This window comes from Leisingera sp. ANG1 (genome assembly GCF_000203975.2).
Taxonomy (GTDB): Bacteria; Pseudomonadota; Alphaproteobacteria; order Rhodobacterales; family Rhodobacteraceae; genus Leisingera.
On record NZ_AFCF02000008.1, the window covers coordinates 41,823 to 58,285 of the forward strand.

Here is a 16,463-nt window from a genome sequence, read left to right on the forward strand (position 1 = left end):
TTTCCTCAGTTGCAGAATGCCCGCTAACGCTCAGGCAGGAAAGACAAAACAGCGGTTGCGGCGCACTGTCAGCCACATCACCCGGCCAGCCTCTGGCAGGAACACGTTGGGCACCGTGGCTTTCAGAACCGAGCCGTCAAAATCCATCCGGAACTCCACCAGGCTCTCGCTGCCCAGGAAACGCGCCCGCTCAACAGTTGCGCGGGCCGGCACCCCGTCGCTGGGGGTCGGCAGCGGCCCCTGGCCGCCGCGGTCGAAGTCGATGCGCAGATGCTGCGGGCGGAACACGATTTCCACCGCGGTGCCATCCGCCACGCCGGGCGCCAGGAACTCGCCAAAGGCCGTCTTGGCCAGCGCGCCGTTCACCTCCGCCTTCAGCACGTTCACGTCACTGAAGAAGGAGACCGCGGCCTTGTCCGCAGGGTGGGTATAGACGTTGTAGGGCGCGCCCTGCTGCACGATCCGGCCGCCGCGCATCAGCGCGATCTCATCGGCCATCCGCATCGCCTCTTCCGGCTCATGCGTCACCAGCAGAACGGCGGTGTCTTCTTCTTTCAAGAGGCTCAGCGTCTCATCGCGGATGCCGTCGCGCAGCCGGTTGTCGAGGCCGGAGAACGGCTCATCCATCAGCATGATGCGCGGGCGCGGCGCAATCGCCCGGGCCAGCGCCACCCGCTGCTGCTCGCCGCCCGACAGCTGGTGCGGGTAGCCGTCGATGAAGCGCTTGAGCGAGACCCGGTTCAAAAGCTCCTCGACCCGTGCGCGTTTCTCGTCCTTGCTGCCCTTCAGGCCAAAGCCCACGTTGTCGGCGACGCTCAGGTGCGGGAACAGGGCGAAGTCCTGGAACATCAGCCCGATCTCGCGCCGTTCGGGGGGCACCCTGAACACGGTGTCGCAGATCAGCTTGCCATCGACATAGATCTCGCCGCTGTCCTGCATCTCCACGCCCGCGATCATCCGCAGCGTCGTGGATTTGCCGCAGCCCGACGGCCCCAGCAGGCAGGTTACCTGCCCCGCCTGGATCTGCAGCGAGACATCGTCGACGACCGCGCGCCCTTCGAAGAAGCGCCGGAGGTTGCGGATTTCCAGCCGCGGCGGGGCAATCGTGCGGCTGATGCCGGCGGGGGCAGTGTTCATGAGGCCTCTGGCTGTTTCCGATGAAAACGCTTGGGTTCACGCCGGGATAGCAACCCAGCGGCAGGGCCGCAAGCGGTCAGAAAAGCAGCGGTCGGCCATGAAATCGCGCTGAGGGCAACGTCCGTCCGAGGGCGGGTAAGCGAAGCGTCCGCCCGTGGGGGCGGACGGACGCTGCCCGGCGGCACCGCCGGGCGGTTGGATTCAGTGGCAAATTGACCGTGTTAACAGCACCCCGACGCCGCACCGTCCTGCTCCAGCCCGTTGAAGGGCGAACTGCCGCCGCAGCCGGCAAAGATCCCGTAGTGGGTCTCAAAATCGCCGATGAACTCGAAATGCGGGGCAAAGCGGCTGTCCTGCAGCATCATCCAGGTGTTGCCGCAGACCGGGAACACCTTGCCCGCTTCAATCACATGGTGGCCGTCCAGCATGAACCGGTGCGGCGCATGATCAATGGTGCCCTTGTAGATCACCGCTTGCCCGTAATCCTCGCATGCCGGCTCCAAGGCGGACAGCTTGAACAGCCGGTAAGTGGCCGACAGGAACTTCAGCGGCTGCACCCGCTTCTCCAGCACCGGGTTCTCAATGGTCAGGAGGCGTGAGGTCACCATCCGCGGGTCCTTGAACCCCGACTCTTTCGCGATTGTCAGAAAATCGTTCCAATAGAGCGCCCCGGACAGGCATTCGCCATAAAGCACCTCATCCTGCGCCATCTCTTCCGGCACCCGCCGGTCGGCGTAAACGTCGGAGAAATACATCTCCCCGCCCTCTTTCAGCAGATGATGCGCCCCGCGCAGCACCGCGCCCTTGTCGGTGGCCAGGTTGATCACGCAGTTGGAGACGATGATGTCAAAGGAGCCGGGCTCCAGGTCCAGTTCCTCCAGCGTCTCGATAAACCCGTGGTGAAACTCGACGTTGGACTTGGCATAGCCAAATGCCTCAGCATGGTAGTCCTGATGGCGGCGCGCCACCTCCAGCTGGGCAGGCGTCATGTCGACGCCGACGACCCTGCCGTGTTCGCCCACCAGTGCCGATAGCGCATAGACGTCACGGCCCGCACCGCAGCCGAGATCAAGGATGCGCGCGCCCTCCAGCGCCTCCGGCGCAATCAGCCCGCAGCCGTAATAGCGGGTCAGCACCTCATCGTGAATCTTTGAAAGCACCGCCTTCACATGATCCGGCATGTCGCCCGGCGTGCAGCAGGCATTGGTCTGGAGATCCTCGCTGCCCTGCAGCACCTCGCCGTAATAAGCCTGCACGTTTTCATGTTTCATGGGAGCGCCCTTCCTGATGGTTCCGGACCATCGGGATAGCGCCCCTCAGGCACTCCGGCAATCGGGCCGGCGGGAGGCTTGACGCAACTGTGATGGCACGTGCGGACAAGTCACTGAGGGCAGCGCCCGCCCCGGTGAGGGCGGGACGGGCGCTGCCCGGCCTTCGGCCAGGCGGAACGAACATTCAGTTGCTGGTGTAAATCTCACCCCTCCGGCAGCAGCTCAAACGCCGCCTCGGCCCGCACTCTGCCGTTCACCATCAGCTCAATCCGGTGCGGCCCCGGCACCAGTTTGAAGGTCGTGGCGTTGCCTTTCAGCTTGTGGCGCTTGTCCAATCGCAACAATTTGCCTGAAATTTTCGATTGCTTCAATTTGAACACCTTGGCGGACACTTTCCCGCCAGGCCGCTGGAAATGCAGGATATAATCGACCAGAACCGGCGACCCCGCCTGCCCCTGCAGCTGCGCGGAGAACTCCAGCGCGTCACCAATCCTTACATTTTGCGATTTCAGCACGATTTCGGCGCCCAGCTCCAGATCCGGATCATAGCCCAGCATCTTCATCGCCCTCGGGTGGCCCGCCTTGACCAATCCGCGCAGCGCGTGGGAGGTCATCCAGCCCAGTTCCTTGGCCGACTGCGCCCCGGCGGCCTGCCACGCCTCCAAACGGTCCATCACCAGATCCGGATCTTTCTTGGCGACGTCGTTCAGATGGTTGGCGATCGAGCGGGTGACATAGCGGGTCGGATCGGAATGCAGGCGGTCCAGCAGCGGCAGCGGCTCATCCAACTGCAATCCCACCGCTTCGCCCCAGGGCAGCCGCGGCCGGGTGCCCTCGCTGACCAGACGGCGGACGTGATAGCTGGAGTGGCTGGCCCACACCTCCATCCGCGCCAGCACCTCCGTCGGCCACCGGTTCAGGAAAGGGCGGATCGCCCATTCCATGGAGAATCGCTGGGTGATTTCCTCCAGCAGGTCCAGCGACAGCTCCGGGTGCGCCTCGATGCCCCTGGCGGCCACATATTCCCCCAATGGCGCATAGATGAAGTCGCCGAAATCATCGTCGGTCCTGGACGGATCCAGCGGCGGCGGCAGCGCCTTCAACAGAACCGGCGCGGCGTCGGGCAGATCCGCCGGCAGATGGTCTGCCAGCACATCTGCAATCAGCGCCATCCGCTGCTTCAGCTCCAGCGCCGGCAGATCGGCCATAACCCGCGCCTCGAAGCCTTCGGCATCAAACCCGCCGTCCGCAGCCGCGAACAGGCCCGCCAGATGGCGAACCTTTTCCCGGTTAAATAACTGGTCTTTCAGGGAAAACCCGCCATCCATGCGCCCTGCCCCCTTACATCGTGGTATTGGTGGCGCCGCCGTCCAGCAGGATGTTCTGCCCGACGATGAAACCCGCGTGCTGCGAGCACAGGAAGGCACAGGCGGCCCCGAATTCCTGGCGGGTGCCGTAACGGCCGGCGGGAATGGTGGCAAACCGCTGCTTCTGCGCTTCTTCGGGGGTGATCCCCTGCGCCTTGGCCGCGCCGCCGTCCAGCGCCACCGCGCGGTCGGTGGCATGGATGCCCGGCTGCAGGTTGTTGATGGTAACCCCGTGGCCCGCCACCTGCCGCGAGGTGCCCGCGACATAGCCGGTCAGCCCCGCACGGGCCGAGTTCGACAGCCCCAGCACCGACACCGGCGATTTGACAGAGACCGAGGTGATGTTGACCACCCTGCCCCAGCCGCGCTCCATCATGCCGGGCAGCAGCGCCTTCATCAGCGCAATCGGCGCCAGCATGTTGGCATCCAGCGCCTTGATGAAATCCTCGCGGTCCCAGTCGGTCCACATGCCCGGCGGCGGCCCGCCCGCGTTGGTCACCAGGATATCGACGCCCTCCGCCGCATCCAGCACCTGCTTCTGCCCCTCCGGCGTCGCCACATCCGCAGCCACAGTCACCACATCGACCCCGTACTGATCGCGAATGGCCTGCGCCGAGGCCTCCAGCGCCTCAGCCCCGCGGGCGTTCATCACCAGGTTCACACCGGCCTCCGCCAGTGCCTCGGCGCAGCCAAGACCCAGCCCCTTGCTGCTGGCACAGACCAGCGCGCGCTTGCCCGAAATACCCAAGTCCATTGCTCATCTCCCTCCGGATTCTCCACCGTTTGCCGGAGCTTGCACCGCGTGGCTGGCAAAGACCAGCCCCGCCCGGCGGCTGACGCAATCGTGAAGCTGCCGGAAAAACAGCCCCGTTCCACCGCCATTGTGCCACATTCCGCAGGCATTTCTGTTGGACAGCGCCCTGCGCGCGCTCGCATTATGGACCAAGACAGACCCGCAGATGGGACAGACAGTGACCGCCAGCCTTTCCTCCGTTCAGGCCTACCCGGCCGAGCGTTTCCGCGTTGAATACGGCGCCAACGCGGGCGATCCGCTTGGCGTGCTCGAGGATCTGGTGCTCGATGACATCTACCTGCTCGACAGCCCGGCCCCGCCGCAGCGCCTCGGGATCGCTGCCCACCATGACGGCAGCTTCACCATTGCCGACGGCACCGCCATCGGCACCCCGGGCGCGGTGCTGCATCTGGATTGCCTGCTGACCCTGATGCCCGACCGCGGCCCCAACACCGAGATTCTGGTGATGGTGGAGGCAGACGCCGAGGGCTACATTGCCGCCATCTTCCTGGTGCCGCTGGCGCCCCTGCAGGTGCAAACCCCCTATACCTTGGTCAAGGCAGAGCGTGAGCCGGCCCGGCGCAAGCTGGCGCAATCGGCCTGTGTGTCCTTTACCCGCGGCACCCGCATCACGCTGTCGACCGGCGAACAGCGCGCGATTGAGGACATGCGCGCCGGCGACCGTGTGCTGACCCGCGACGACGGCATCCAGGAAGTGCGCTGGGTCGGCCAGTCCACCCTGCGGGCAGTGGGCGACATGGCCCCGATCCTGATCCGCAAAGGCGCCCTCAACAACTCAAACGACCTGATCGTCAGCCCCGGCCACCGGCTGATGGTCTACCAGCGCCGCGACGAGATCGGCGCCGGCGCGCCGGAACTGCTGGTGCGCGCCCGCGATCTGGTCAACGGCAGCAGCGTGGTGGTGCTGGACGGCGGCTTCACCGACTACTTCCAGATCCTGTTCGACCAGCACCATATCATCTATGCCGAGGGCATTGCGGCTGAGAGCACCTTCCTCGACCCGGTCACCCGGCAGGTGCTGCCCGAGGATTTCTGGGCCTCCCGCCCCGGCACCCTGCCCGACTCGCACCAGCACGGCGCCCACGGGCTGGACGTGAGCCGCTCCCTGCTGGACCGGCCCGACGCGGTGCGGCTGCTGAAACGGTCCTCCCTGCGCTAAGCTGCGGGCCGAAGGCCGAACCGTTTTCCTTTGCTCTCAACCGGTTGCAGGGATGCGGGCAATTTGCTGCCAATTACACCTGTATTTAGTGGTTTCAGACTGACTCCCACACCAGATCCTGCTATCTTGCTGCCAATAATAAGAGAGCAGCATGATCAGGCACATCTTCCTCACCTTGGGGCTTATGCTATTGGCATGGCCGGCCGCGGCGCAGAAAGCAGGCGTCGGTGCGTGGGAGAACTCCAGCCACAACATCCTGGCCTGGATCGAGGAAACCCCTGGCCTCGGCTGGTACTACAACTGGCGCCCGGATCAGATGTACCACAAGGGCCGCCAAAGCCGCTCTGTCGAATTTGTGCCGATGATCCATGGCGCAAGCGATGTGAACAAGCGCATCCGCTCCGACCAAAGGGCCACCGCGCTTCTGGGGTTCAACGAACCGGACGGGCACACCGGCGGCCATCAGGCCGGGATGAGCGTGCAGCAAGCCATAAAACTTTGGCCGAAACTGGAACGCCACGGGCTGCGCCTGGGCAGCCCGGCCACCACCCAGCACGGCACCCTGGGGCCCGGTTCTTGGCTGCGCCGTTTCATGGATCAGGCAGAGGCCAAAGGGCTGCGCGTCGATTTCATGGCCGTCCACTATTATTCCACGGATGGCAACGTGAAGGAGTTTGAGCGCTGGCTGCGTGCCGTTCACCGCGAATACGGCCGCCCCGTCTGGGTGACGGAGTTCGCCCATATCGACTGGAACCGCCCCGCCGCCGCCAGCCACGCGCAGAACGCTGCCTTTGCCCGCAAGGCGATTGCAATGATGGAGCGCCTGCCCTTTGTCGAGCGCCACGCCTGGTTCGCCGCCAACCCCTACCCCTGGCAGGGCCGTGCGCCGCAGATCAATCTGCTGCGCGATGACCTGACCCCGACCCAGGCTGGGGACGCCTTTGCCCGCGCCGTCAGCCGCGCGGCCGGCCTGCAGGTGGCCAGCAACTGAAGCAGCGCTTCGGGTGCCGGACCGGCAAACCCGCTGCTTGGGAGCTCTTCCAGCACAGCAGGCGCACGGCCATGCCAGCCGCTCTTAAATGCGGGCAGCTGCCGCATTTCCCCTGCAGGCCAGTTCAAATTTGCCTCTGCTTCCCTAAAAAACAATCACAACCAAAGAGAATGTTTATGTATTGTTAAGTCACTTAAAAGCAGAATGAAGCGAACGCGCAAAGGGTTGTGATTTCCATGCCGAATACATTGTCCAAACTGGAAAGCTGGCGCCGCTTCATTAAAGACAGCCACCTGTCCCTGATCCATGCCCTGGTGATTGCCCTGTCGCTGATGATGACCTTCGGCGCTTGGTACTATGCCAATGCGCAGACGGAAAACCGCATCGAAAATGCCTTCAAGGAAGCCCGCGATCAGGCCACCGGCCTGATTTCCGCACGGATGGCAAAATATGAGGATGCCTTGTGGGCCGGTGTTTCAGCCGTCCAGTCCCATGGCGGCGACATGACCTACCAGCAGTGGAAGGCCTTTGCGCAGACCCTCCGGCTGGACAAACGCTACCCCGGCATCAACGGCATCGGCATCATCCACCATGTCGAGCCCGGCCAGTTCGGCGCCTACATGCAGGCCCGGCGCGGTGAACGGCCGGATTTTTCGGTCTACCCGGCGCATGATAACAGCATCCGCCTGCCGATCTCCTTCATCGAACCCGAACAGCTGAACGCTGCCGCCGTTGGCCTGGACGTTGCCCACGAAACCAACCGCCGCGAGGCCGCCCTGGCCAGCAGCGCATCCGGCGAGGCCCGGATCACCGGCCCGATCGTGCTGGTGCAGGATGAAAACAGCACCCCCGGTTTCCTGTTCTACGCGCCTTTTTACTCGGATGGCCGCAACGGTGCACAGACCGATGGCAAGCGGCATCTGGACGGCATGGTCTACGCGCCGTTTGTGGTCCGCAAGCTGATGGCAGGCCTGCTGTCCAAGGAGCTCCGGAATGTGCGCTTCAGCATCAGCGACAGCGGCGAAATGATCTATGACGAGCATGATCCGGCAGACCCCCAGTTCGACCCCTCCCCCAAGTTTGCAGAGACCGTCCAGCTGGACATCTACGGGCGCAACTGGACCATTGATTTCCGCACCAGCCTGGGCTTCCGGCAGGCGCATTCCTACTCGCAGCCGACACTCATTCTCATCGGCGGCCTGGTGATCGAGGCGCTGGTCATTTCGCTTCTGTTCTTCATGGCCCGCTCCAATCAGCGCGCCCGCGCCTACGCAGACAGGGTCACGGCAGACCTCAAGGCAGAAACCGCAAAGCTCGAAAAAGCCAACGAGGAGCTGGAACAGTTCGTCTATATCACCTCCCATGACCTCAAGACGCCGGTGCGCGGCATCGGCTCGCTGACGGAAATGATCCAGGAGGATCTTGAGGGCTACTTCAACTCAGCAGATGCGGACCCGGAAGTGGCCGCCAACCTGCAGCGGATCGCGGAACGGGTGCGCCGGATGAATGACCTGACCCAAGGGGTGATGGAATACGCACGCACCGGCAACCATGCGGTCGAGGACAAGGTGATCAGCCTGCCCGACGTGATGGACACGCTCCGCTCCGACCTCGGCCTGTCCGCCAGCCAGCTGGAGCTGTGCGGGAACGTGACGCATATTGCCGCGGACACATTCAACTTTGTCCGGGTGCTGGAGAACCTGGCCGGCAATGCGGTCAAATACCATCCCGAGCCGGAGCGCGCGAAAATCACCGTCAGCGTGGTGGAGGCGGACGGCCGCTACGATGTCTCAGTCCGCGACAACGGCGGCGGCATCGCGCCGGAGCACCACAGCCGGGTCTTCGACGTCTTTCAGACCCTGCGGCGCGCTGGCCAGCCGGAAAGCACCGGGATTGGCCTGGCCATCGTCAAGAAATCGGTGGAACGCCACGGATTTAAGGTGACCCTGCAATCAGAGGTTGGACAAGGCGCCGATTTCCGGTTTAGCTGGCCCGGCCAGGGGGCCGCCGCCGCCCGGCATCAAGACAAGGCCGCCTGACGTGGAGAAGACTGAATGAATATCCTTCTGGTTGAGGACAATGACGTGGACGCTCTCATTCTGGAGCGCACGCTGAAAAAGCATTCCCCGGCAGCCAGGATCGTGCGGGCCTGCGACGGCCTGGAAGCGCTTGACATCCTCACCACCGAACGCGCGCGGGATCTGCCGCGCCCTTTCTTCATTCTGCTGGACATCAACATGCCGCGCATGAACGGGCATGAGTTCCTCGATGCGTTGCGCGCCAAGGAAGAGATTTCCGGCAACATCGTCTTCATGTTCACCACCTCGGACAACCCCAAGGACATTGCCCGCGCCTACCACCGCAACGTCAGCGGCTACATCGTCAAGCCGAGCTCCTCCGCGGGCACCAAAAAAGTGCTGAGCGCGCTGCAGGACATGTGGGAGGTCTGCACCCCGCCGCTCTGCGCCAGCGCCTGACCCCGGCGCGGCCAGCCCGGACCAGCCGAAACCGATGCGGCATCCGTCCTCATTCCCGTGGTCTGCAAGACAAGAGTTTGCAGCCATCCAGACAAAGGCTGCGGAAAATCAATTTGGGAAAAGCGGGGCTCTCCTGACTTTCGCCACCTTCCGGCTAACGGCCGATTTTTCTAAGCGAAGCTAATTTCAGGTGCAATGACCTGGCTGATCAGGCCACCAGTGTTCACCGCATAATAGATAGACCTCGGCGGGCGGGCGGCGCCATCTACGCTGCGGCACACCCAGCTTCTTGCCTCCATGGATTTCAATGATTGCGACAACGCCCGGTCTGTTATCGCCGGCAGGTTTCGCTTGATCTCGCTGAAATGGCTTGGTGTGTGGAGCGATGTCAGGATCGGCAATGTCCACGACCGGCGCAGCAACGGTTGATCTTCCTCTGCCGAAACATCGCGGATCTTGTGGGCAATGGCCGCCGCTGCAATCCCCAACTGTGTAAGGCGGAACTCCGGGCGCAGCGGATGACCATACCCAGGATTTCGTTCAATCAATCCAATTTCAATCAGGTGATCCATGCTTTGGGCGAAGGCGGTTCTGCCTGCACCGGTCGCAGCCAACAGGGGCGCTTGCCGTCCGGCGACGCCCGAATGCAGGCACGAGAGTATGGGCAGCGCCCAAGCCTTTGATGTGATATTGACAAACGCCTTAATGTCCATAAAGTATAGTTAGTATATTTAAAGTCATAAGGAAAGCCCATGTCACTTGTCGCAGTCGATCAAACCATCACCATCGCAATGTCGGTCAGGGATCGCCATGCGAGCGCGAAGTGGTACGAAGCCATGCTGGGATTTGAGCTGCTCTATCATGCCGATGAGGCGGGCTGGTCCGAGATTCGGACGAACACGCCCGGTGTCGTCATTGGCCTTGGCGAGCACACCAAACCAGCACCCGGCAACTGCGTGCCAGTCTTTGGGATCGCTGATCTGGATTCAGCCCGGCAGAAACTGGAGCAGGCCAAAGTCAGATTTGACGGCGAGACGGATGTCGTCGAGGGCATGGTCAAAACCGCGACGTTCTACGACCCCGACGGCAATGCGCTGATGCTTGCGCAGGATTTGACCGGCGGGATTGAGTAACACGCGGATTTCTTGCGGCCACTGCAGTGTGTCTGCTTCTGGCAGGCACGGTTTCAGCTCCAGCTCACAGCACTTCTTCGGGGCTGCACGTTCAGCCGCAGTCGCCAAACATGTCCCCAAAGCGGCCGCCTAAAGCCTCCGCAGCATTAGCCGGAATGGGCTCTCAGCGGCCGAATGCCTTGATCGGTGTGGAACGTTGCTTCCCAACCGGAAGGCAAAATTCACAATGGGAGGTTTGCCAAACGCAGCCCCCCCTTTCCTCCTCACCTCTTCTCCGTCCCGTCCGCGTTCCGGCCCATGGCGATGTAGCGTGCTTGCAGGCTCAGGCGCAGGATCGTGTTGTCCTTGTCATGAGCCTGGATGTAGCCCGCCATTAGCGCCATCCAGTAGGTTCGCAGCACGGAGTTGATCCGGCGGCTGTAGTTCGGGCCCAGCTTTCGGAACCATTTCACCATGTCCGCGTCCAGCCGGATCGTGACCCGGGTCTTCGGCTTGTCGATCCGTTCCCAGCTGTCCATGCCGTCCCATTCGCGGGGCAGGCTCTTGTCCAGCCAGTCGCGGCGCAGGTCCTGCTGCAGCGCGTCCAGCTCCAGCTGCATTTCATTGTCGTAGTATCACTTGCTGGGCATCGCTCTCTCCCTTGGCGGCGGCGGTTGCGGTGCGCGGCGGCACTCCCGCGCTTTGCACCACCCTGCCCCAGTCCGGTTAATTCCGCGCCAGCGGTGCGTACGGTGCCCGCGCAACACCTCCGGGCACGCCCCTGGCCCCGCCGTCCGGCACCAGGGGGTGCACAGAGGGTGCACGGGGGGTGCACGCCTGGCACCCCCGGCTTCTGGGGCTTACTTTCCCTGCCGCAGGATCCTGGCCAGCAGCTCATTCTTGCGGAAGGGCTTGGCCAGAAAATCATTCATCCCGGCGGCCAGGCAGGCCTCGACATCGCTGGGCTGGGCATTGGCGGTCAGGGCGATGATCGGGCATTCCGGCAGCCCTGCCTCCCGTTCATGCGCACGGATCCGGCGGGTGGCGTCCAGCCCGCCCAGAACCGGCATCGACAGGTCCATCAGGATCAGATCGGCGCCTTCGGCGGTGAAAATCTCCTGCGCCATCAAGCCATTAGCGGCAAACCGCAAATCGGCGCCGGTGGATTTCAGCATCTTGCGGACCAGCAGCTGGTTGGTCCTGTTGTCTTCCGCCACCAGGATGCGCATGCCATTCAGCGCCTCCGGCGGCAGCTCCGGGACCGCCATGCCGGGCGGAGCGTTCAGCGCCCGCCTGCTGTCCTGAAACGGTGCCATGTCCGGGCCGTCCGGCGCAGCTTCTCCCGCCTGCGGCAGGTTCAGGCCAACTGTGAACACCGACCCTTCGCCGGGCACAGAAGAGGCCGTGACCGTGCCCCCCATCCGCTCCACCAGGGCACGGGTGATGGCCAGTCCCAGACCGGTGCCCTCGATCACACGGACCGCCTGCCGGTCGACCTGCTCAAAGGCGGAGAAGATCCATTTCATTTGCGAGGGCTCGATCCCGATACCGGAATCCGAGACCTGAATGCGCAGGGGAAATTTGGCGGCCCGGGGGTCATAGGCGGCGCTAACGGTAACATGGCCGTCTTCGGTGAACTTGATCGCGTTTCCCAGCAGGTTCATCAGGATCTGGCGGATCTTGCTCGCATCGCCCACAAACTCATGCGGCACATCTTCGGGATATTCGGTGCGAAGGTCGATCCCCTTGTAGGCAGCCCTGGCCCACAGAAGGGTGCCCACGTCCTGAACCACGTCCCGCAGTGAAAACGGCGCATCGTGCAGGGAGATCTTGTCGGCCTGGATTTTGGAGAAATCGAGCACATCGTTGATGACTGTCAGCAGGGCGTTTGCGGAGTTGAAAATCGTGTCGGCAAACAGCTGCTGCTGTTCGTCCAGATCCGTCTCCTTGAGCAGCTCGCACATGCCGATGATGCCGTTCATCGGCGTCCTGATCTCGTGGCTCATGTTGGCTAGAAACCGTTCCTTGGCCTGGCTGGCCTCCTCGGCCTTGTCCAGCGCCATCCGGGTCAGCTCCAGCGCCTCATCGCGTTCCCGCTCAGTCGTGACGTCAGTCGAAGAGCCGACGAGATAGGTCAGCCGCCCCTCTTCATTGAACACGGGGCGAAGCGTGGTGCTGAGGTATTTTTCCCTGTTCTGGGTAGGAAGGACAATATCGTAGGTGGCTTCCTTGCCGCTGCTGATGACCGCCAGATGGTGGTTCAAGGCACGGCGGCCGGTTGCCCCGCCATAGAGTTCAAGCGCAGTCTTGCCTGCATAATCACTGCGCTGGAACTTGGTGAACTCCCGCGACCTGGTGTTCATGGCGACGTAGCGCGGCAGGCCGTCGTCGCCCACCTTCAGAACGATCACCGCGATTTCGACTGCGTCGAGAACGCCAAAATGATCTGAGAATTCATCCTGCTGCACGTATCATTCCTGAAACGGGTGGGCCATTGAAATCCTGTAACACACAGGTGCGGCGCAAGTGTTACAGGAAAAGCGTTAGCGAATTATAGGCAAAACATTCGATGTCTTTGCGGAATGCTGGTCCAGCGCGCCCTCCAGCCTCCGTTTTCCTTGCCTCTGACGCGGTTTGTGGATACAGCCACCCGCATGTTGGACACCGCTGCAAACCGCCCCGAACTGCCCGCCGAAATTGCGCGGCGCCGGACCTTTGCGATCATCTCGCACCCGGACGCCGGCAAGACCACGCTGACTGAAAAGTTCCTGCTCTATGGCGGTGCTATTCAGATGGCCGGCCAGGTGCGGGCCAAGGGTGAGGCGCGGCGCACGCGGTCGGACTTCATGCAGATGGAGAAGGATCGCGGGATCTCTGTCTCGGCGTCTGCAATGTCCTTTGATTTCAGCGGTTTCCGCTTCAACCTGGTGGACACGCCCGGCCACTCGGACTTTTCCGAGGACACCTACCGCACGCTGACGGCGGTGGATGCGGCGGTGATGGTGATCGACGGTGCCAAGGGTGTGGAAAGCCAGACGCAGAAGCTGTTTGAGGTCTGCCGCCTGCGCGACCTGCCGATCCTGACCTTCTGTAACAAGATGGACCGCGAAAGCCGCGACACCTTTGAGATCATCGACGAGATCCAGGAGATGCTGGCGATCGACGTGACCCCGGCCAGCTGGCCCATCGGTGTCGGGCGCGATTTCATCGGCTGCTACGACATGCTGCGCGACCGGCTGGAGCTGATGGACCGCGCCGACCGCAACAAGGTGGCGGAAAGCATTGCGATTGAGGGCCTGGACGACCCCAAGCTGGCCGAACATGTGCCAGCGCATCTGCTGGACAAGCTGCTGGAAGAGGTCGAGATGGCGCGCGAACTGCTGCCCGCCCTGGACCCGCAATCGGTGCTTGAGGGGCATATGACCCCGATCTGGTTCGGCTCCGCGATCAACTCTTTCGGCGTCAAGGAGTTGATGGACGGCATTGGCGCGTACGGCCCCGAGCCGCAGCCGCAGTCCGCTGAACCCCGCCAAGTCAGCCCGGAGGAAAAGAAAGTCTCGGGGTTTGTTTTCAAGGTTCAGGCAAACATGGACCCCAAGCACCGCGACCGGGTGGCCTTTGTGCGGATGGCCTCCGGCCACTTCAAACGCGGCATGAAGCTGACGCACGTGCGCACCAAGAAACCGATGGCAGTATCCAACCCGGTGCTGTTTCTGGCGTCCGACCGGGAGCTGGCGGAGGAAGCCTGGGCCGGTGACATCATCGGCATCCCAAACCACGGCCAGCTGCGCATCGGCGACACCTTGACCGAGGGCGAGGCGATCCGGGTGACCGGCATCCCATCCTTTGCCCCGGAACTGCTGCAGGGTGTGCGAGCGGGCGACCCGATGAAGGCCAAGCACCTGGAAAAGGCGCTGATGCAGTTTGCCGAGGAAGGTGCCGCCAAGGTCTTCAAACCCTCGATCGGCTCCGGTTTCATCGTCGGCGTCGTGGGCCAGCTGCAGTTCGAAGTTCTGGCCAGCCGGATCGAGATGGAATACGGCCTGCCGGTGCGGTTCGAGGCAAGCCAGTTCACCTCCGCCCGCTGGGTCAGCGGTGACAAGGCCGCGGTGGAGAAATTCACCAACGCCAACAAACAGCACATCGCCCATGACCACGACGGCGACATCGTTTATCTGACCCGCCTGCAATGGGACATCGACCGGGTGGTGCGCGATTATCCGGACTTGAATCTGACAGCGACCAAGGAAATGATGGTGTAACCGCGCAGTCATTGGACCCGAAATTATTGAAACCCGCCATGGACCTGGATCAAGAAAACTACCCTGGCGGGTTCTTCACCCTGATGCGCCGGCTGGAAAAGCGGGAGCGGCCGTTTGACAATCCGCTTGCAGCCTTGCCGCCCGCAGATTGCGACCTGAAGGCGCTCCTCGAACAGCGGATTTCTGAGGCTCCCGACACGTCGGAAATGGCTGAGGACCGCTGCAATGCTCTGCGCAAGCAAGCTCTGCTGCGGACTGAATTCATCGGCCAGCCGGAGCTGTGGGCGCTGCACGCGTTATGCATCGCAATACTGCGTCGGCAGCCGCCGCACCCGCTGGCCCGGCAGCTGTTCCTGCGCATCTGGACAGAGCATGGCAAAGACCTGGCCGCCGGGCTGCCGGTGCGCTGGCTTATCGCCGCCGCAACCACCTTTGCCGATCACGGGGAAACCATCGACCAGCGTCTGGGCGGCCAGGGGCTGATGCTGCTGTTCGACCTGATCAAGCTGCACGACAGCGAACGCCGCGAAAGCCGCCGCAAGAACAGCGACGGGTTTCCCAGGCAGCGCGGCGGCCCGAAACCGGACGATCTGGCCTTTGGCATGGTCCCCTACGCGCTGGAGCGGGGCGACCTGGATATGAACCTGCTCGCCCGGCTATGGCGCCATGCCGAGAATGACGCGGTTCTGCGCCCCTTGGGTGTGCAAATGCTGCGGATGGTGATGAGCGACCCGCGCAGCATCTTTGGCCGTATCCAGCGCTACAAGAACAGGACAGGTCGCGATGACGGCTGAGCCTGTCAAATGGGGCATCGTCAGCACCATCAAGGCTGACACCAGGGCCATTCTGGATTTTGCCGCCTATCACCTCGACCTGGGCGCCCACCGGCTGCACATCTATCTGGATGAGCCGAACCCGGAGGCCTATACGCACCTGAAACAGCATCCCAAGGTCAGGGTCACCACCTGTGACGCCAGCCATTGGAAGCGGCTCAAAAAGCACCGTCCGGTCAAGCACCAGGTCCGCCAGACACTGAATGCAACCCACGTTTATGAGCGAATCCAGACGGAATGGATCGCACATATTGACGTGGATGAATTCCTGTGGCCGTCCTTCGATCTGGGGCAGATGCTGGCTGCACTGCCGCAGGGCGTCCTAAGCGCCCGGGTGCGTCCGCTGGAGGCCTTGGCGGGACGCGAGGGCGAATTCAAGGCGATGATCCCCAAGGGACCGGAGCGGGAGGCGGAAGTCCGGGCGGTTTACCCGGCCTTTGGCGGTTTTCTCAAAGGCGGTTTCCTGAGCCATACCGCGGGCAAGGTCATAGCAAGAACAGGCCTGCCCAACGCTGAACTGCGGATTCATAACCTGTTTCAGGAGGGTGGGACCCTTGCTGAAAGCCACGAACTGGTTCAGGCCGACCTGTGCCATTGCCATGCGGCCAGCTGGGAGCATTGGCAATCCGTCTACCGGTACCGCCTGGAACGCGGCTCCTACCGGCCAGAGCTTGGTCCGGGTTATGCCCGGATCATGGGCGGGCTCAACACGCATGAGCTGCTGTCGCTGATCGAGGAGGAACACGGTGAAAACGGCCTGCGCAGTTTCTTTGACGAAATCAGCGCCAAGGACCCGGCGGTCTACCGCAAGCTGCAGGAGCGCGGCCTTTTGAGGAATCGCCCCCTTGGCCTGGAGGAGAAACGGCAAAAACACTTCCCCGGTTTCGGCTGATTTGTTTCCATTTTGCCGATCCTGGCAACGAAAACCTTGCAAAATCCGGCATTAATTGACCTCAGCATGGGATTTTGCTATGCCCCGCCACGAGCCGGCAGCTGCCACACCGCATGACCTTTTGCGGAGCCGGCTGCAACACACACGC

The 16,463-nt window shown here is 62.8% G+C and carries 15 protein-coding genes; 8 read left to right on the top strand and 7 right to left on the bottom strand.

Annotated elements, in window-relative coordinates:
• Window positions 1-30: 30 nt before the first annotated feature.
• From GC1_RS12920 to GC1_RS12935, 4 genes are all read right to left on the bottom strand, one after another.
• Window positions 31-1,137: an ABC transporter ATP-binding protein gene (locus GC1_RS12920; protein WP_019295959.1), complete on the bottom strand. Its 1,107-nt coding sequence runs from the start codon at window positions 1,135-1,137 to the stop codon at window positions 31-33.
• A gap of 221 nt (window positions 1,138-1,358) precedes the next feature.
• The gene (locus tag GC1_RS12925) at window positions 1,359-2,408 is read right to left on the bottom strand and encodes a methyltransferase domain-containing protein (RefSeq protein WP_019295960.1); all 1,050 of its coding nucleotides are present in this window, start codon (window positions 2,406-2,408) and stop codon (window positions 1,359-1,361) included.
• 203 nt (window positions 2,409-2,611) lie between these two features.
• Complete coding sequence (locus tag GC1_RS12930; RefSeq protein WP_019295961.1) at window positions 2,612-3,736, bottom strand: hypothetical protein; 1,125 nt, start codon at window positions 3,734-3,736, stop codon at window positions 2,612-2,614.
• A 13-nt stretch (window positions 3,737-3,749) separates the two neighbouring features.
• Window positions 3,750-4,529 carry an SDR family oxidoreductase gene (locus GC1_RS12935; protein WP_019295962.1) on the bottom strand — a complete coding sequence of 260 codons (780 nt, stop codon included), beginning with the start codon at window positions 4,527-4,529 and terminating at the stop codon, window positions 3,750-3,752.
• A gap of 205 nt (window positions 4,530-4,734) precedes the next feature.
• On the opposite strand from GC1_RS12935, the gene GC1_RS12940 reads away from it, so the two are divergent.
• The 4 genes from GC1_RS12940 (at window position 4,735) to GC1_RS12955 (ending at window position 9,216) form a co-directional block, all read left to right on the top strand.
• Window positions 4,735-5,748, top strand: a complete 1,014-nt coding sequence (locus GC1_RS12940) for a Hint domain-containing protein (RefSeq protein WP_029204793.1) — start codon at window positions 4,735-4,737, stop codon at window positions 5,746-5,748.
• 151 nt (window positions 5,749-5,899) lie between these two features.
• Complete coding sequence (locus GC1_RS12945; RefSeq protein ID WP_152612385.1) at window positions 5,900-6,739, top strand: glycosyl hydrolase; 840 nt, start codon at window positions 5,900-5,902, stop codon at window positions 6,737-6,739.
• Window positions 6,740-6,975: 236 nt separating this feature from the next.
• On the top strand, window positions 6,976-8,778 hold the full coding sequence (locus GC1_RS12950) for a CHASE domain-containing protein (protein WP_019295965.1): 1,803 nt from the start codon (window positions 6,976-6,978) through the stop codon (window positions 8,776-8,778).
• A gap of 15 nt (window positions 8,779-8,793) precedes the next feature.
• On the top strand, window positions 8,794-9,216 hold the full coding sequence (locus GC1_RS12955) for a response regulator (protein ID WP_019295966.1): 423 nt from the start codon (window positions 8,794-8,796) through the stop codon (window positions 9,214-9,216).
• 170 nt (window positions 9,217-9,386) lie between these two features.
• On the opposite strand, the gene GC1_RS12960 is transcribed toward GC1_RS12955, so the two are convergent.
• The gene (locus GC1_RS12960) at window positions 9,387-9,929 is read right to left on the bottom strand and encodes a winged helix-turn-helix transcriptional regulator (RefSeq protein WP_019295967.1); all 543 of its coding nucleotides are present in this window, start codon (window positions 9,927-9,929) and stop codon (window positions 9,387-9,389) included.
• A 39-nt stretch (window positions 9,930-9,968) separates the two neighbouring features.
• Here GC1_RS12960 and GC1_RS12965 point away from each other — a divergent pair, with 39 nt between their 5' ends.
• Window positions 9,969-10,349, top strand: coding sequence for a VOC family protein (locus tag GC1_RS12965; protein WP_019295968.1), 381 nt, complete (start codon window positions 9,969-9,971; stop codon window positions 10,347-10,349).
• 263 nt (window positions 10,350-10,612) lie between these two features.
• Here GC1_RS12965 and GC1_RS21955 read toward each other — a convergent pair whose 3' ends face one another.
• Both GC1_RS21955 and GC1_RS12975 read right to left on the bottom strand, forming a co-directional pair.
• Entirely contained in the window at window positions 10,613-10,948 is a 336-nt protein-coding gene (locus GC1_RS21955; protein WP_019295969.1) for a BrnA antitoxin family protein, read from the bottom strand.
• Window positions 10,949-11,188: 240 nt separating this feature from the next.
• Window positions 11,189-12,796, bottom strand: a complete 1,608-nt coding sequence (locus GC1_RS12975) for an ATP-binding protein (RefSeq protein ID WP_019295970.1) — start codon at window positions 12,794-12,796, stop codon at window positions 11,189-11,191.
• A 186-nt stretch (window positions 12,797-12,982) separates the two neighbouring features.
• On the opposite strand from GC1_RS12975, the gene GC1_RS12980 reads away from it, so the two are divergent.
• Genes GC1_RS12980 through GC1_RS12990 form a run of 3 tightly spaced genes read left to right on the top strand, consistent with a single transcriptional unit; the run spans window position 12,983 to window position 16,315 of the window.
• Entirely contained in the window at window positions 12,983-14,590 is a 1,608-nt protein-coding gene (locus GC1_RS12980; protein ID WP_029204794.1) for a peptide chain release factor 3, read from the top strand.
• Between the two features lie 38 nt (window positions 14,591-14,628).
• Window positions 14,629-15,384, top strand: a complete 756-nt coding sequence (locus GC1_RS12985; protein ID WP_019295972.1) for a hypothetical protein — start codon at window positions 14,629-14,631, stop codon at window positions 15,382-15,384.
• Window positions 15,374-16,315, top strand: a complete 942-nt coding sequence (locus tag GC1_RS12990; protein WP_019295973.1) for a glycosyltransferase family 2 protein — start codon at window positions 15,374-15,376, stop codon at window positions 16,313-16,315. The genes GC1_RS12985 and GC1_RS12990 overlap by 11 nt, the downstream gene beginning before the upstream one ends.
• Window positions 16,316-16,463: the final 148 nt, after the last annotated feature.

Bases quoted from the DNA above. Each gene is read 5' to 3' on its own strand.
- GC1_RS12920 (WP_019295959.1), bottom strand. From the start codon at position 1,137: ATGAACACTGCCCCCGCCGGCATCAGCCGCACGATTGCCCCGCCGCGG.
- GC1_RS12925 (WP_019295960.1), bottom strand. From the start codon at position 2,408: ATGAAACATGAAAACGTGCAGGCTTATTACGGCGAGGTGCTGCAGGGC.
- GC1_RS12930 (WP_019295961.1), bottom strand. From the start codon at position 3,736: ATGGATGGCGGGTTTTCCCTGAAAGACCAGTTATTTAACCGGGAAAAG.
- GC1_RS12935 (WP_019295962.1), bottom strand. From the start codon at position 4,529: ATGGACTTGGGTATTTCGGGCAAGCGCGCGCTGGTCTGTGCCAGCAGC.
- GC1_RS12940 (WP_029204793.1), top strand. From the start codon at position 4,735: ATGGGACAGACAGTGACCGCCAGCCTTTCCTCCGTTCAGGCCTACCCG.
- GC1_RS12945 (WP_152612385.1), top strand. From the start codon at position 5,900: ATGATCAGGCACATCTTCCTCACCTTGGGGCTTATGCTATTGGCATGG.
- GC1_RS12950 (WP_019295965.1), top strand. From the start codon at position 6,976: ATGCCGAATACATTGTCCAAACTGGAAAGCTGGCGCCGCTTCATTAAA.
- GC1_RS12955 (WP_019295966.1), top strand. From the start codon at position 8,794: ATGAATATCCTTCTGGTTGAGGACAATGACGTGGACGCTCTCATTCTG.
- GC1_RS12960 (WP_019295967.1), bottom strand. From the start codon at position 9,929: ATGGACATTAAGGCGTTTGTCAATATCACATCAAAGGCTTGGGCGCTG.
- GC1_RS12965 (WP_019295968.1), top strand. From the start codon at position 9,969: ATGTCACTTGTCGCAGTCGATCAAACCATCACCATCGCAATGTCGGTC.
- GC1_RS21955 (WP_019295969.1), bottom strand. From the start codon at position 10,948: ATGCAGCTGGAGCTGGACGCGCTGCAGCAGGACCTGCGCCGCGACTGG.
- GC1_RS12980 (WP_029204794.1), top strand. From the start codon at position 12,983: ATGTTGGACACCGCTGCAAACCGCCCCGAACTGCCCGCCGAAATTGCG.
- GC1_RS12985 (WP_019295972.1), top strand. From the start codon at position 14,629: ATGGACCTGGATCAAGAAAACTACCCTGGCGGGTTCTTCACCCTGATG.
- GC1_RS12990 (WP_019295973.1), top strand. From the start codon at position 15,374: ATGACGGCTGAGCCTGTCAAATGGGGCATCGTCAGCACCATCAAGGCT.